General features: G+C 48.9%; 17 protein-coding genes. 1 reads left to right on the forward strand and 16 read right to left on the reverse strand.

Annotated features, from left to right (window positions below; translation table 11 throughout):
* Window positions 1-12: 12 nt before the first annotated feature.
* From H595_RS0100610 to H595_RS0100685, 16 genes are all read right to left on the reverse strand, one after another.
* A complete protein-coding gene (locus H595_RS0100610; protein ID WP_027669441.1) occupies window positions 13-828 on the reverse strand; it encodes a hypothetical protein in 816 nt (271 codons plus the stop codon).
* A gap of 22 nt (window positions 829-850) precedes the next feature.
* Window positions 851-1,252: an acyl-CoA thioesterase gene (locus tag H595_RS0100615; RefSeq protein WP_027669442.1), complete on the reverse strand. Its 402-nt coding sequence runs from the start codon at window positions 1,250-1,252 to the stop codon at window positions 851-853.
* A 3-nt stretch (window positions 1,253-1,255) separates the two neighbouring features.
* The gene (locus H595_RS0100620; RefSeq protein WP_027669443.1) at window positions 1,256-3,643 is read right to left on the reverse strand and encodes a beta-ketoacyl-[acyl-carrier-protein] synthase family protein; all 2,388 of its coding nucleotides are present in this window, start codon (window positions 3,641-3,643) and stop codon (window positions 1,256-1,258) included.
* A gap of 12 nt (window positions 3,644-3,655) precedes the next feature.
* A complete protein-coding gene (locus tag H595_RS0100625) occupies window positions 3,656-4,408 on the reverse strand; it encodes an SDR family NAD(P)-dependent oxidoreductase (protein ID WP_027669444.1) in 753 nt (250 codons plus the stop codon).
* 8 nt (window positions 4,409-4,416) lie between these two features.
* Window positions 4,417-5,088, reverse strand: coding sequence for a Rossmann-fold NAD(P)-binding domain-containing protein (locus H595_RS0100630; RefSeq protein ID WP_027669445.1), 672 nt, complete (start codon window positions 5,086-5,088; stop codon window positions 4,417-4,419).
* Window positions 5,089-5,108: 20 nt separating this feature from the next.
* Window positions 5,109-5,402, reverse strand: coding sequence for an acyl carrier protein (locus tag H595_RS21400; RefSeq protein WP_037053276.1), 294 nt, complete (start codon window positions 5,400-5,402; stop codon window positions 5,109-5,111).
* Window positions 5,403-5,429: 27 nt separating this feature from the next.
* Window positions 5,430-5,870, reverse strand: a complete 441-nt coding sequence (locus tag H595_RS21405) for a 3-hydroxyacyl-ACP dehydratase FabZ family protein (RefSeq protein WP_051219682.1) — start codon at window positions 5,868-5,870, stop codon at window positions 5,430-5,432.
* 1 nt (window position 5,871) lies between these two features.
* Window positions 5,872-6,288: a hypothetical protein gene (locus H595_RS0100645; RefSeq protein ID WP_027669446.1), complete on the reverse strand. Its 417-nt coding sequence runs from the start codon at window positions 6,286-6,288 to the stop codon at window positions 5,872-5,874.
* A gap of 15 nt (window positions 6,289-6,303) precedes the next feature.
* Window positions 6,304-7,086 (reverse strand): outer membrane lipoprotein-sorting protein, encoded by a 783-nt coding sequence (locus H595_RS0100650; RefSeq protein ID WP_027669447.1) that lies wholly within the window; start codon window positions 7,084-7,086, stop codon window positions 6,304-6,306.
* Between the two features lie 10 nt (window positions 7,087-7,096).
* Window positions 7,097-8,320, reverse strand: coding sequence for an ABC transporter permease (locus H595_RS0100655; protein ID WP_027669448.1), 1,224 nt, complete (start codon window positions 8,318-8,320; stop codon window positions 7,097-7,099).
* A 109-nt stretch (window positions 8,321-8,429) separates the two neighbouring features.
* Window positions 8,430-9,032 (reverse strand): hypothetical protein, encoded by a 603-nt coding sequence (locus H595_RS0100660; RefSeq protein ID WP_027669449.1) that lies wholly within the window; start codon window positions 9,030-9,032, stop codon window positions 8,430-8,432.
* The gene (locus tag H595_RS0100665) at window positions 9,025-9,708 is read right to left on the reverse strand and encodes an ABC transporter ATP-binding protein (protein ID WP_037053288.1); all 684 of its coding nucleotides are present in this window, start codon (window positions 9,706-9,708) and stop codon (window positions 9,025-9,027) included. The genes H595_RS0100660 and H595_RS0100665 overlap by 8 nt, the downstream gene beginning before the upstream one ends.
* Window positions 9,709-9,715: 7 nt before the next feature.
* The gene (locus H595_RS0100670; RefSeq protein WP_027669451.1) at window positions 9,716-10,246 is read right to left on the reverse strand and encodes a hypothetical protein; all 531 of its coding nucleotides are present in this window, start codon (window positions 10,244-10,246) and stop codon (window positions 9,716-9,718) included.
* Window positions 10,243-11,082, reverse strand: a complete 840-nt coding sequence (locus tag H595_RS0100675; RefSeq protein ID WP_027669452.1) for a hypothetical protein — start codon at window positions 11,080-11,082, stop codon at window positions 10,243-10,245. Before H595_RS0100675 ends, H595_RS0100670 begins: the two co-directional genes overlap by 4 nt.
* Window position 11,083: 1 nt before the next feature.
* A complete protein-coding gene (locus H595_RS23345) occupies window positions 11,084-12,010 on the reverse strand; it encodes a hypothetical protein (protein ID WP_156885891.1) in 927 nt (308 codons plus the stop codon).
* A gap of 151 nt (window positions 12,011-12,161) precedes the next feature.
* Window positions 12,162-13,301: a type III PLP-dependent enzyme domain-containing protein gene (locus tag H595_RS0100685; protein WP_037053291.1), complete on the reverse strand. Its 1,140-nt coding sequence runs from the start codon at window positions 13,299-13,301 to the stop codon at window positions 12,162-12,164.
* 392 nt (window positions 13,302-13,693) lie between these two features.
* Between H595_RS0100685 and asnB the strand changes: the two genes are divergently transcribed.
* A complete protein-coding gene (gene asnB, locus H595_RS0100690) occupies window positions 13,694-15,721 on the forward strand; it encodes an asparagine synthase (glutamine-hydrolyzing) (RefSeq protein WP_027669454.1) in 2,028 nt (675 codons plus the stop codon).
* The last annotated feature ends 25 nt before the right edge of the window (window positions 15,722-15,746 follow it).

Raw genomic sequence — 15,746 nt, forward strand, 5'->3', positions numbered from 1 at the left:
CATCTTAAGTTGTTAAAAGTGCCGGGTGTGGACGTTCACAGCCACGCTGACATCGGCGAAGCAGTAATAGCCCCGCAGCGCCAGCGACCCAAACACAATGTTCTGATCAGCAAAATCCTGTTGCTGGTGATCGTTAATAAATGCAATCCAGGGATCACTACCAAAGGCATGGCCATAGTGAGCGTGACCATCGGACAACAAAGCGACGTCTTTGAGCGAACGCCGCACCGGAAAAGACATGCTCTCGGGGAAAAATGGCAACGACAATGTGCTGGCCTGGCACTTGCGGGCGACCTGCTTGGCGAAACTGGCAAAACTGATAATATTGTTGCCGCCACTGGCGACGCCGGTGTGCAGTAAGTCAGCGGCGTCACCCTCTTGTTGAATTTCAAAGAACAAAGTGGTGATACCAAAACCTGATTTGCCCCACTGCTCATTTTCCGACCAGTACTTCATTTCCATTGAGTTAATGTCGAGAATTGAAATAGCCAGTAACGGCTGATGGGGTTTATGCTCGAAGTGGTACCGCAGGCAATATCCCCAGCAGGCACATTCGTAAGCATGGGTAAAACTCTGACTAACCAGCGCATCGCTTTCCAGCAAATTGCCAGATGCAATAGCCCCGGCTGAAAACACCGAATCCATCATGGTGCTGCACAAATAATGATGGCCGGCATCGCTGTACGAATAATCACGATCAGCGCCAATACTTTGAGTGTGCTGCCTGATGACAGCACGGATCTGTTCGGCACTCTGCTCAATGCTTTTGTCAGCAAACTCTTCGCTGAACGGTGAATAAAAAGCATCCTTTAAAATAATCTTTGGCATAGGTCACTCCTGATGTTGCCAGTTAGTCGCTTTCTACTTCAGCGGTTAGTTTTGCTATCAGATAGTCCGGTATCGCCATAATGGTTTTTTCAGCGGCTTGCACACAGACCATTCTGGTAGTCACAGCACAACACAGCGTGTTACGGCTAGTGATCCGGGTTTGCCATACCACGCCGCTACGATCGATGCTGCGTAGCACTGTTTTCACTTCAAGCTCATCCTCCAGGAAGATGGCCGCCTGATATTTGGCAGCGATGGCATGCACCACCAGGGATACCCCGTGCTCCTTATTCAACCTTGAAAACGACAGTTCCCTGCGTTTTAGCCACCAATGCCGCCCCGTTTCAGCAAGTTCGAGATATTTGGCGTGATGGAGCACTCCACCCGCATCAGTGTCGGCATAAGAGACTAAATAGGTATTCATGCTTTACTCCACTTTTCCAAGCACTAAAGCACAATGTTCAAAGGTGACCGAGGTGAACAGAACCAAGATATGTCGTGGCTGCTGATCACGCTGCAGCAGTGCCGGCTGCCAGATCGCACCTTGTTGATCGGCGCTCCAGTAAGGTGCACCATTTAAAATGGCCGCGCCCAGGTTAACCATTTGTGGCAATACTGCCGTGGGTGAATAGCCTAAATGCATTGCTGCAGATGTCAGCTGGGGTGGCGTATCGCCAAACAGGCTCTGTAAAGCGAGGTGTTCATTATTCATAAATGCAGCACTGCCCTGACCGACGCCAATCACCAAATCAATATCGGCGATCGTCAGACCTGATGCGGTTAAGGCTTGCTTTGCCACATGCGCCAGTTGGCTGCCGTTACCTTCTAAATCATGACCAATACCATCCTGATTTACGTTAAACGCCAGCACTTCAGCCAGTTTTTGTCCACCTCGCTGCTCGATAGCGGCACCCGACTCCAGCACCGTTACACTGGCGCCTTCGGTCAGATAAAAGCCTTCACCAGGCACGTCGCCGTCAAACTTGCCAAGCACCTGAAAGTGCTCACATAAGCTAGCAATCAGCGGTGTCATTTCATCGGTTGATAAGTCAAAGATCCGCTCCTGATGGCCAATTTTGATTGCATCAAAACCAAATTTCATTGATCCAACCGGGCCGCATAAAGTGGTATTAAACCCTTTGATCCCGAATTTAATTGACACCTCACCTGCTGCCGCATTAAGGGTTGTCAGCGGAAACTGGGTGGAACTTGCGTAAGCCAGGCCATCGTCAAACACCGACAACATGTACTTCTCCAGCGACTTCTGAGCACCATGTAATAACCCCGAAACCAGACCGGTTTCATATCGTTTTTCGGCCATGACTTCGGTCAGGCCAAAGTTCGCTATAGCATGCTCAGTAGCTTTCACCGCAAACTGGATACTGGGAGAACTGCGGCGGGCACTGTTTTTCGCACCGGTTGGTAACGCTACTTTGCCGATAAAAGTCTGGTATTGATCGTCGTTCTGGCTAAAGCTACGTCCCTGTTCTAGCTGGGTCAGCCAGTCCTGACCTTCTGCTGCATCCGCAACACAATGGCCATAACCACTGATATAAACCTTGCGTTGTTGCGGTGCTTTTTTACCAAACACGCCTGCAGCTCGCGACACCACCAATGACGAGTTATTCCCGCCAAAACCGTAGTTGTTACAAAGGATGGTATTGATACTGGCAGGTTCCTGCGGGCCATGGACATAATCCAGCGCCGCACAGCCATTCCGAGGTTCAGTGAAATGATTATTTGGTGCGAAATAGCCTTTTTCGGCACAGATCAAACTGATAATCAGCTCTACCACACCGCTGGCGCCTAGGGTATGACCAACACTGGATTTAACACTGGAAATCTTCACATTACTGCCAAAGACCCGCGCCACTGCTTGCGATTCAGGGACATCGTTACTATCGGTGCCAGTTCCATGTGCCGAAATGTAGTCAATATCCCCAAGGCCAACACCGGCGTTATCAAGGGCACAACGGATAGCGGTTTCGATGCCTTCACCGTTGTCATCAACTGAAGTCTGATGAAAGGCATCGGAAGAAAGCGCATAGCCAAGCACTTCGCCCCGGTGCTGATTGCCGCGTTGTTTTGAACTGGCCAGATTTTCCAGAATCAACACACCGGCACCTTCCCCAAGGCTGATACCAGACGGGCTCGAAAAGGGGGCCGCTGGCGATTTACTCAGAACTTTAAGGCTGTTAAAGCCAGCAGCGATACTCTCAGACAAGGTATCAGTGCCAATCACTATCACCCGATCGGTTTGGCCCGACAGCAACAAATCCCGGCCATAACCTATAGCGGTGTTACTGGAAGAACAAGCCGATGAAATGGTTACTTTGATACTCTTCAGCGCCAGATATTCACAAACCGTTGTGGACACGTGATCGGTCAATGCCGCGTAAAAATCGTGCGGATTTAGGGTGGCATTGTCGCCAAACAACGCCGCTTTCATAATTTTTTCCACGTGTTGAATGCCGCTGTGTGAAGTACCCACCACCACTGCAGTACGCTCACTGTCAAAATCGGCTTTGCGAAGGCCAGCTGAAGTCATGGCTTCTTCCAGTGCTTTAAGCGTGAACCAGACCCCACGGTCGGTTTTTTCAGTGAGTGCCCGGTCTAAGCCAAAGGTGTCATGGTTCGAAAACTCTGACGTCAGATTGCTGAGCAACTGATCAGCAGCAATATTCTCTGAAGGGACAATCGAACACTGCCCCGCCAGAATGGCGTCGGCCAGTGTAGTGGCATCCCGCCCAAGCGGGGTGAACACGCCTAAACCGGCAATCACAACAATGTCTTGATCCTGGATTAAATGTTTCATCAGTAACTGTCCTTAACGAAGGTGGCCGCCATCAACTTTGATGGTGGTGGCCTGAATGTAGCCGGGGGTCAATAAGCTGTGGACAACGTTCGCCACATCCGCAGGGGTGCCCATACTGCCAATCGAAGCATTGTTGAGCGTGTGTTCAAACATGGCTGGATCCAGCGCTGTCACCATATCAGTGGCAATAAAACCCGGCGCAACAGCGTTGATATACATCCGCTGCCGGCCATATCGCCGCGCGAGCAACTGTGAATACCCAATAATGCCGCCTTTGGTGGTGGCATAAGGCACCTGGCCTTCTTTGCCGTAAACTCCAGCCGCCGATGCCATAAAAATCACCGACGAACAACCGGCTTGCTGCAGCAACGGCACCATTTGTTCAGTCAGCGCAATAGTGCCGTTAAGATTGGTGTGAATAAGGCTGGCAACGTCGGCGTCTGCCATCGCCAGAAAAGAGCCATCATTGGTCATGCCGGCATTGTTAATCAGGGCATCAGCTTTGCCGTAAGTCTGCGTAACATGCTGGACAAAAGCCGTCACAGACGACAAATCCGCCAGATCCATTTGCTGAATATCAGCGTCGATCCCAAGATCTTTTAACTCGGCAGCCAGGGCGTCGGCTTGCGCCACACCACTGCGGTAAGTCACCACCAGCCGGGTTTGCGCCACAGCCGGAACGTTTTGTTTAAATTTGGCAACCAGCATGTCGACAATGGCTCTGCCGATGCCACGCGTGCCGCCTGTAACAATGATTGTTTTCATCGGTTTTCCTAGATATTACCTGCGGCGATGCCACTGCCCACCGGGATGATGCCGCCGGTGGTGGTTAGATTTTTTAGACCGGCATACATCTGCAGCAGCTCAGCAATGTGTTGTACCGGTTGCGGCTTGTACTTCATGCCATAGACTTTCAGGCTCTGTTTCGCCTGCTTCCAGCTGTCGTTGGTGACACTTTCTTTGGGCGGATGGATCAGGAAGACATTCACTGACACGTCAAAACGTGCGACTTCCTTGGCGATACTTTGTACCGCCGCAATCACCGCATTGTTGGTGATGGGGTTTGACGGCGAAGCGACGCTGTAATTGACGCTGTGGTCATAACACAGCACCCAGATGCGTCCGCCGTCAGCTCTGGCCAGATGTTGCGACCCGTACTTCAACGCTTTGAGGACCTCGGTTAACCGCAGTTCCAATCGCTGCATAGCGGTCACTGCATCCGCTGTAAATTCAGCTAACTCATTGAAACCACCAGTTAAATCAAGATAGATATTGTGGTAATACCGACCTTCATTGCTCAGTTGTTCAAAATGCTGCCGCACTATGGCGGCACCATCAGTGTGTTCTGGCAATTCAAGGACATGACACTCACGGCCAGCAGCCTGCAGTCGCTCGAGCAGAGACTGTGGGATGATGCCGTTGCTGTTGATGAAAAGGTCTGACATGGTTGCTCCCCGTTGCAGCGTTACGCCGCGATCTTCATGCGTGATTGCACCATATCGATGACACTGCCAATCGATGCACAAACTTCATCAATAAAGGTGCTGTCGATTTCGATTGGCTTAAACTGATACTTTTTCTCAATGCCAACCAATAAATCCAGAACGTCTACGGAATCCAGACCCAGACCCTGTTCGCTGAGGATCAACGTCTCTTCGGAGAAGTCTTCAGCGCTGTAACCGTCATCCGCCAGCTCCAGACGGTCGAGGAAAATTGAATTTACGACAAAATCTAAAATTTCATTTCTTGAAAAGTTCATAGGTATTACTCCGTTAGTTAAGGTTAGTTACTTGTTTTGATAGAGCGTAAAGCTCGCTTTGGCGACGTTTTCGTCACCGCATTTCGACACACAGGAAAAACGACAAAATCTTGAAGTCGCAGTCCCGAGGTCGGATAAATCATTCAGTGGTTTAGACTCAATGATCACGACATCCCCTGGCCTGACCGGCTTGATAAACTTGGCCCGGTCAATCGAGGCGATAAATCCTTCGGCTTTTTCACCGAGTTTGTTATTCAGCCAGGCCCGGCATGACTGGGCCATGCTCTCCACCAGGATGACGCCCGGCACTACCGGATCCCCCGGGAAATGGCCAACGAAAAAATCTTCATCGCCCATATAAAGCCGCACTGATTTGATGAGGTTTTCCTCTTCACAAAAGCTGACCTCGTCAACGAATCTGAAAGGCGCCGTTTGTCGCAAAAATGAGTCAAGATCTATACCCTGCATATCAGCCTCGAATAAAAATACTAATCGTTCCCTGAACCATCAGTTCTTTGCCGGCAAACACCCCAAACTCGAAGCTGTATACCGGCCTTCTTTCTTCTACCAGCCGTGATTCCAGCCTGATTGGAAAGTGCACCTGGCAAAGAGATTTCCGTTCCACCTGCTGAAACGATGCAATAACGCCACGCTGCCCCCGTTTTTTGTCCCTTAAAATTAACCCCGACGACTGCGCGGCATACTCGAGCATCACATAAGTATCCACTTGCGCCGCATCGGCGAATTTGTACGGATTGTCACTGCCGTATAATTCGGTCACGACTTGGGTTTCATCGAGATACAGCACCTTATCGACAAACCGGAATGGCGCGGTCTGGGCCAGACCTTCGATATACCTTGCTGATAATTCATTACTCAGTTTCACAGGGAGCTCACTTCGTTAATTTTTCCGTAATCCCGACTTGCTGAACGTCGTCTCCGGGTAACTGGAGGTCTGGTAATCACTCATCCTGATCCACACCGCAGAGTTCTTCCGCAAGCTGTCGTAGATAGCAATTTTCTCTAATTTTGCTTTGCCCTGATGGTCGATAAAACTCTTGTACTGGATGGTTTTTAGTAACCGTCCCGACACGGTGAAATGCCTGGTTTCAATGGGCCGGTCGTGCTCTAGATCGTATTTGAGCTCAATTTTGGCAAACGTCGCCTTGGCATTGTTGCTGACCAGACTGACATCCAGCTGCTTACCGTCGGACGTTTGTTCGCTGGTAACAACCGTATAACCATTCAGATAAGAGGTGTTCAGCACATCTGCGATGGACGCGGAACCAAATACCCGTTGCAGCGGTGCGATACGCACCACATTGGAACTGCCAGGTAAATACAGCCATAAATCTTTGTCGCGAATTAAGGTGCGGCGACCTTGTTCAGTTTTTGGCGATAACACTTCTATCAGTGCATATCCCTGCTCACTAATCTTCACGTCAAGCTTATGTTTTCCAACAACTTTTTCGTTCTCCAACGTAATCACTTCGGAATCGAAGGAAAAATCAGTGCCTTTAAAGCCGCGCAGGTATTCCATATTTTCCAGCACGGCCAGCACGGTACTGCCAGGCGCGGCAACAGTGGCAAGGTCGGTCGGCACTGAAGCAGCGGCTGCCTGCAGGTGTGTACTGAGTGCCAGTAAACTAATTACGGTTGCGATCTGTTTGATGGGTAGTTTCATTCTTTAGCTCCTAGCGTTGCATAGCTTCATTGATGGGCAATCTGCCTGCCCGCCAGGCCGGGAAAAATCCTCCGACCAGGGTGGCGATCAGCGTCAGGAATGCCGGTACCATCAGCACCTGCAAATCCAGCAAAATACGCAGTGGATAGGCAAAGGTAGACCCTGGCGGTGTTGGCATGTTGATGTTGGCGTAGTTGATCACCTGGGCCAGTAATGCACCGCTGCCAATACCGACCAGCACCGCAAACACACCGACAATCAGTCCTTCAATCAGCACCATCAACAACACTTCAGTACGTGAGGATCCAAGCGCTCGTATCGTCGACAATTCCGACACCCGCTCCATCACGCCCATTGTCATGGTGTTGAAGATGGCGGCGAAGATGATGATGATGACCAGCGCAGTGACGAAGCCGAAAATGTTGTTAAACATCGCGACAATCTGATGATATTGATCCGACATTTCCGACCATGATTTGATGCTCAGGCCAGGTCCGTCATTGGCAATCACCGCCCGGATCAGACGATCACTTTCGTCCGTTAGCTTTGATTCGTCGAGCAGCACGACCAGATTCGTGACTGCGTCAGAATGCTGTACTTCCTGCATTAGCGACAGATTCATTTTGATGAACCGCTTATTGAGTTCCTTGGCGCCGGTATCCATCACCCCGATCACTTCCATGTCAACGGCATTGATAGCTCCTCCATCAGTCGTGGTTAAGAAGGTCAGAATGTCGCCGACTTTTGCCCCCAGTTCTGCCAGCAATTCGCGGCCAACTAATGCGCCTGCTGGCTTGTGGGAAAAGAGTCCGGACCCTTCGACAATTGATACCGCTTCGCTGATTTGTGCATCGGCATCAGCGTCGACACCGTAGGCCAGAATGCCAACCGATTTATCCCCAAATGAAATCAAACCCTGGGCTTCCACACGATGGCTGACCAGCTTGACTTCATCCAGTGCCGCCAGCTTGTCCGCGACCAGCACCGCCCGCTCTTTGGCGATCAGGCTTTTGGTATAGGCTTCCTCGCCGACGACTGTCGCATGAACCTGATAATGTCCTAACTGCGAATAGATGCTTCCCAGTCGGATCCCTTCATACATTTGTGCAACATAACCACCAAACAGCACCAGGCTGATGGTGCCGATCAGGATGGCCATACAGGCAATCAAATTTTTGCGCCAGTCGCGCAAGACATTCAGCACGATAAGTTTGCCAAGAAATAACAGATACATAACTAACCTTCACTTTGAAGTTGATGACGCTTATAGCAATAACGCTTTGGTTAAAGACGCTGGGTTCGAAGCCTTACTGTTCGCGGGAATGGCAACGGCAAGCACGCTGCTACACATCCGTTGCCAATCGCGAGGTGACCTCTGCCAACATCTCTTTAACGCTCTGCTGCAGGCCTGGATTGAACTTGGTGAATTCGCTGCTTTGCAGCACAAACTCCAGGTCAGAACGGGCAGTCGCCGCTTTATTCATAAATTCCGGCACTCTGACTGACACGATGCCGCGGTTTAGCCGGGCGGTGACATTATCCGGGTACTTGCTGACGGCTTTGTCGAGGTAACGAAAGCCCCTGGCACTGAACGATCCGGCTTGCTGCGCGTTGTTTACATAAAACAACGCTTTACGGGCGTACAAGGAGCCGAGGCTCGACATCAGCTCCGCTTCCTGCAACAACGCTTTGTCCAGCGTCAGCTGATCCGCTAACGTCAGTAATTGTTCCAGCTGGGAAATCTGCGTATTCAGTTGTGTTTCCGTCAGGGCCGAATCAGCCATCAGCTGGTTAGTCGCAGCGATCTGGGCCACAGCGGCTTTAAGGTAAGACTTCTGATCCAGCTCGCCTTCAATTAAAGATTCGGCATGGCTGGAGGTGCTAACCGGTTGTTCACAGCCGGCCAGACTGAGGACGACTAACGCGATTCCGAATTTCTTAAACATGGTTATTTCCTTTGAGTTGTTGAATTAATTGGCCATCGTGCATATCGAGAGTCCTAACTGCACTACTGGAAAAATTTTTATCGTGAGTTGCAATCACTACAGTGACGCCTTTGTCCTGATTCAGTTTTTGCAGCAGCTGGTACACAACAGCGGTATTTTCGCTGTCGAGGTTTGCGGTGGGTTCGTCGGCAATAATCAGCTCCGGCTTTTTAGCAAAAGCTCTGGCTATCGACACGCGTTGCATTTGTCCACCGGACATCTGTTTCGGTTTTCGGTCAGAAAATTCCTCCATACCCACGTCAGCCAGTGCGGCAAGTGCTTTTGCTTTGGCCTGCCGATCTTTCAGTAAATAAAGTGGGTACATCACATTTTCGAGCGCGGTTAACGCCGGATGTAAGTTAAACTGCTGGAAAATGATCCCGATGTGCTGCCGGCGAATGTTTGCCAGTTCGCTATCACTGAGCTTTGAAATCTGCTGATCATTTAACAAAATTTCGCCGGAACTTGGGGTGTTAATCAACCCCAGCATCCCGAGCAAAGTGCTTTTGCCACTGCCGCTTTTACCGGTCAGGCAAACCAGTTCGCCACGGCCAATCTCCAGACTGACGTTGTTTACTGCAACGGACTGCACCTGGCCGTTCCGATATTCTTTGCTGACTTGATTAAGTTTTAACATGTGGATATCACTCTTCAGGTTGCTGCGAACTGACGCAGTTAAAGTTGGCCGGCAAAGTGGCAATCACATCCTGCATCTGCTGCAGCGCAGCACTATCGAGACGATGCCCGCGAGGACTGACAAAACGAATGGCAAAACTGTTATCACCAGCCGACCAGGAATACAGTTTGAAGTTGGCGTCAATGCAGAGGTGGTCGAGGCCACGTGCGGTTAACTCGGCACTTTCAACGTCAAGATCGTGAAAGATAGCGACCCTGGCATCGAGCAAGATGCACGGTAACGGGATGGTGGACGGCATTTTGATCCGCACCAGAATGCGAGGCGCTAGTTCATGCGTCAGTACAGTGCTGACAAAACGGTCCAAAAACCGGTAGTACTCATAAAACGACACCACAATGGGTAACCGTTCATCAAACTGCAGTTGCATGGCAATGTGCAGCTCGTCTTCTGCCAGTAAGGCATTGCCCAGTAACGCTGGCAGGACTTCAGGCTTACGCCGCTGAATGTCTAAACTTCCAATAAATCCTTGAGTATTCATAGCACTTGGCACTCTTCAATATGGATGTGGGATTGCGCATTGAGGCTGGCATTCAAAAAGCAGAAATAACCTTCCGATGCGATTGACGACAATAGGTAGTGTTTGGACTCACCTTGCTGACGCTGCGGGTCTCTGGCGATGGAGATCCATGGATCTGAACCGCATACATGGCCATATTCATCATATAAATCAGGCAAGTAGGGAAATTCGGCTAAAGTTCTTTTCAGCCCTTTACGCATCTTTCCTTCAAAAAAGCACAACGCAATGGTGCGTTCGGGGTGACGTAAAGCGGCCTTCTGAATTTCTCCGGCATATTCGTACAGCATCACGGTCGGATTGCATTTACCAATACGAATCGCTTCAACATCGGTTAACAGAGCGGCAGGTTGATCCGGTAACTCCAGATGCACCTGGGTGATGCGGTGACTGGTTTTACCCCAAGACACATTGTCTTCCCAGAAGCGCATTTGCAGTGGATTGGCATCCACAATGGTGAGCAGGATATGTTTGACATCTGGTTTGTGCAGCAGGTGCTGACGAACCAGAAAGCCCCAGGTTGCACACTGCATCGCATTGGAATAGGTGCAGCTGATACCGGTGCCAGTGGCGACAACCTGACTTAATTCGGCGGGCTCAAACCAGGCGCCTGAACAGACAATGTCGAGCGTCGAACTGCAGATATAGTGCGAAAACGCAGTCTGCGGGCGGGTTGATGTAACAGCCTCTGTTAACGCGATAAGCTTGCTGCTAAGTGCCGCAACAAAGTCCGCCGCTGGCAATCCATTCAGGAAACCACTTTGGACAATATTGATGCTGTTAATCCGGAGGCTATTCATGTTAGCGCACTTTCGTTTTGCTGTAGATTTCGAACAGGCAACGATAAGAACTGCCTTCCATACGGGTGAATGCCATCAAATCCCGCTGGATCATGGGTTGTTTAACAGCACCGGAAATCACTAGATCCAACAGGATCCGATTGGAAACAAACTTAATTGCCAGCGCCACCGGCAAACTTGGTTTACGTTCCACCAGGCTGTGGCAATAACGTTTCGCAATTGCTTCAAGTTGCTTCACAGCTGAGAGCTGCTCCACCGACAACTCAATCCGTTCGTTGTTCTGCAGCCATTGCACATGACCCATTAACGCGCGCACAAAACGTGGCCGGACCTTTGACAAAAAAACCGAAGTTGACGCCAGCCCCCCACTGGTTAGCAGATTGGTCTTTGCCACCCGGACTTTGCCGCTGACATTACCAAGCTGCAGCGTTCCATCCAGAAATGGCATGCCAACGGCAGTTTTGGTTAGTTTTTTGAATTCATCCGGCGGCACCAGCACCGAACTGGGATAGAGTTTTTGCGTTGAAGCCGCTGAAATTGACCCGTAATCCAGGCGATGACCTTCAATGATCCACACTTTGTCAACATCCAGCTCCAGCATGTCTCCGTCTTTGGTAAAAATGGTATTCCACTGCTGAATAGAAGGCCCACCGCCATCAGCCATCAGAAAACCGCCAAACTGGGCTGTCCCCTGCTGATGCCAGGAATCAACTTCGGCAATTTGCGCATCGCTGGCAATAAACGAAAACAACAATTTGCCAAAGTTGGTGACTAGTGCATGAAAGTTGTTATTCACTAAACCTTTAGCTGCAAACCCTTCCAGCAGATTCTCAATATTTTGTTCAATCTCATTAAAAGGTGCTTGTTGCTCCGACGGAATCACCTTGCCTTGTTCAATCGCATGGAAATCATCATGGTCAATAATCATCTGTGTATCGACAGTTGAAATCACACCATTCCGAATAATACGTTTTAAGTAAGGCCCAACCTCGCCATACTCAGACAACCCTTCGCATATACTATTTTCAAGCTTCACGATAAATTACCACCTTTATTATAATTAAAGTTTCATCACAATTTTAAATTACATATTCTTTGTATTCTTTCAGTGCCAGAAACTTTGATACGGTATACATTGAGTTATAGGCGCCACAATTTTCAAATAAAACCTTGTCACCTATTTTAACTTTATATTCAAACTTCTTCACTTCACCAATCACATCATCCCGATTACATGAAGCCCCTACAAAAATGTAGTTTTTTGGATCGTCTGGTGTATCACTAAAGATAAAGGGGGTGTCATACTTGCGAATAACATGTTCGGTCTTGGCAAGGAGAAAGTTCTGCGCCATACCGCCATCACAGACAATGATATTTTTTTCATTAATTGATTTAGTACTGACAACTTCAGTCAAAAAATAACCCGCTGTTCCAAATATTGCGCGACCTGATTCATGAATGATGGTGGTTTTTTGTTGAAGGCCGAATAAAGCGTCGCGATATGATTTGAAATCAATATTCTTTTCGCGCCAATTTGCAGGAATACCGCCGCCAAGATTAATCACGGCCAGCGGGTAGCCGAGCATTTCGCTGACCAGATCATAAAGTCCCTCCACTGCAGCAACGCAGGCCTGCGACTTTTTCAGAAAATTATTGGACCCGGCAAAGATATGCAATCCGGAAACTTTGATTCCTATATCAATAACTTTGGCAATTGCGGCGCGCAATGCAGGCAAATCCATGCCAAAATGATCGTCAGGATATGCTGTGGCACCTTTGACAACGGCATCAAAATTTAATCGCAACAACACGTCATTATTAAAAGCACGCTCTTGCTTTACTTCAGCAATCACATCTAACTGAGCCAGGTGGTCAACAATAAATGTTGCATTGTATCGAGAAGCAACCTCTACCATTTTTTTGGAGTAAGCAGGTGTGTTTATATACACTTTTTGTTTAGTACCTGAGCGCAGCCGAAGTTCACCTAATGAAGCAACTTCGTAGCCATCTTCAAAGTGATATGCAGCCCTGGACAATAACTCAGGACAATGATTTGATTTTATTGAAACAACGAGTGGCGTACCTAAAGCTTCTTTCAATTCTTTATAATTCAAGCCAACCTGCTCAACAGAATAAATGTATGCAGGTGTAACCAATTCATCTTGTGTAGCCCGAAGCAACTCAATGACACTATTTTTCACGTTATCCACTGTACTCATACAATTAATTCTCTAAGTTATCTGCTGGACCACTTCCTTACTGGGAACATTCCAGCAAGGTATGCATACACAATAATTTAATTTTTTCCGGCTGCCTGCTGTCAGATGTGACAGATAACGACATTAAAAACGGACCAGTAATAATGAGGGAAAACATTTACACCAGGCATTCCAACACTAAAGGGAATAATTTTTCCGTCGAAAAAAAAGAATATTTCCACACAACAGCTAAATCATAATTTCCAGCAGCATTTATTACTGCTGTCAGATGTGACAGCTGTCGGCAGGGTTGGATCTTGTAAGCTAGAGGCTGGTCATAAAACGGCTTACCTGGGTGCTGGCAAAAAACACGCAGCACGTAACGGTAATGTCATGATGGATAAGGGCACTCAATGTGTGGTTTAAGCGTAATTTACAAATTTCAGCAGGCAGCCGTCGATCCGGCAGATTTAGCCACCATGTCAGCAACCATCGCCCACCGTGGGCCTGACGAAGCGGGTTACGCCATCGTGGAGCAAGGTAAAGTGGGACTGGCGCATGTCCGGTTAAGTATTGTCGATTTAGCTCATGGTCAGCAGCCGATGTTTAGCCGTGACGAGCGGATTGGCATCAGCTACAACGGCGAAATTTATGATGCCGAGTTACACCGGCAACGCCTGCGGGCACTAGGTCATCAATTCCGGACCACATCAGATACCGAAGTGTTGTTGTGTTTGTACCAGGAATATGGCGTGGATTTTGTTAGTCAGCTCAATGGCGAATTCGCTTTTGTACTGTGGGATGGTCATCGAAACAAACTTCTGGTCGCACGGGATCGAACCGGTGTTAAACCCTTATATTACCTCCAGAATACCCATGAAGTGATCCTGTGCTCTGAAGCAAAAGGGATCCTGTCCTTGGATCGGATCGATCGTGCTTTGAACCCGGCATATTTTTTAAGTACGCCCTTTGCCTTCCAGGTGCAGGGAATTTCTGCATTCAGTCAGATCCTGTCGCTGAAACCAGCCCATCTACTGCTGATTGATCAACAAGGCATCACCGAACACTGCTATTGGCAACCCAACTACAATGCCGATCGCGATATCTCATTTGCGACGGCACAGGAGCAGGTAGAGCAGTTGCTTGACCAGGCGGTGGCACGTCGGTTAGTTGCAGACGTCCCCGTGGGTACCTATCTAAGTGGCGGCATCGATTCAACCCTAACCTGCGCGATGATGGCGAGACATCATTCTAAATTCAAAGCCTTCAACCTCAGTTACGTCAACAGCGACTACGATGAATCGTCACTGGCGGCACAAATTGCCGCCCACTATGGTGTTGAACTGCACACACTGCCCTGTACCAAAGACGACTTGGCGGAGCATTTGGAAGACGCAATTTTTCACAGTGAAATGTTGATTGCAAATCCAGGCCATGTCGGTAAAAAACTGTTATCAAAGTTCGCCCGGCAAAATGGTGTGAAAGTGTGCCTGACCGGGGAAGGTTCGGACGAGTTTTTTGCCGGTTACGCTTATTTTAAGCAAGAGGCCTTATGGCGCATGCTCGCTGCAGGCGGTGAGCAGGAAGTCTTTGGCCGGCAATTAACTCAGCAATTTGAAAAAAATGAATACCGCTCTCAGGAGCTGAGCTGGACTAAAAGTAATAACTGGCGCAGCGATCAGCATATTTTTGGCTTTCCAAGTTTTAAACAAACCGTAGTAACACAGCTAAGTAAAATGGTGGCGCCTAACTTATATCATCCGGATTTCATTGACTACTCCCAGCAACCAACGCCGTTTCAGTTGTTAAAGTCCAGTTATCCGCTGGCGCAAATGCAGCAATTAGATCCAGTGAATGCATCACGGCTGTTATCTCTGAGTACCTTGTCCGACTACATTATTCCGGTGCTTGGAGATCGCGCTGAGATGGCGAATTCACTGGAATGCCGGACACCATTTCTGGACAACCATCTACTTGATTTTGCTACCCGGTTGCCGCAATCCTATTTATTAAAAATGGATACATTGCGAGAGAAATACTTGCTGCACGAAGCCTTTAAAAAAGATTTGCCGCCCTTTATGTATCAACAACACAAACATCCATTTTCGGCTGATGACTGGTATGCATTGTCGCAGCAAAGCAAACGCGGACAAGCGCTGTTTCAGCATTATTTGTCGCCACAGCAAATTGCGGCAGCAGGTATTTTTAATCCTAAGTATGTCGCAACGATGCAACAACTTTGGCAAAACCTGCCCTCCGCTTCACCGATGTTGAAAAAGATCCAATCAACGATGGGGGTCATTCTGGGATCACAAATTATGCACGAGCGGTTTATTGCCAATCGCATCAGGCCGAAACAACCGATCTTGCTGATTGACCGCAGCCCGCGGCAGCAAGGGCTGCTTCAGGCACAGCAACAGACCGGGTATTGCCTGTCATGAACCGTTGTGATGCATCACTGTGGCA

The sequence above is a fragment of the Rheinheimera baltica DSM 14885 genome (assembly GCF_000425345.1).
Taxonomy (GTDB): Bacteria; Pseudomonadota; Gammaproteobacteria; order Enterobacterales; family Alteromonadaceae; genus Alishewanella; species Alishewanella baltica.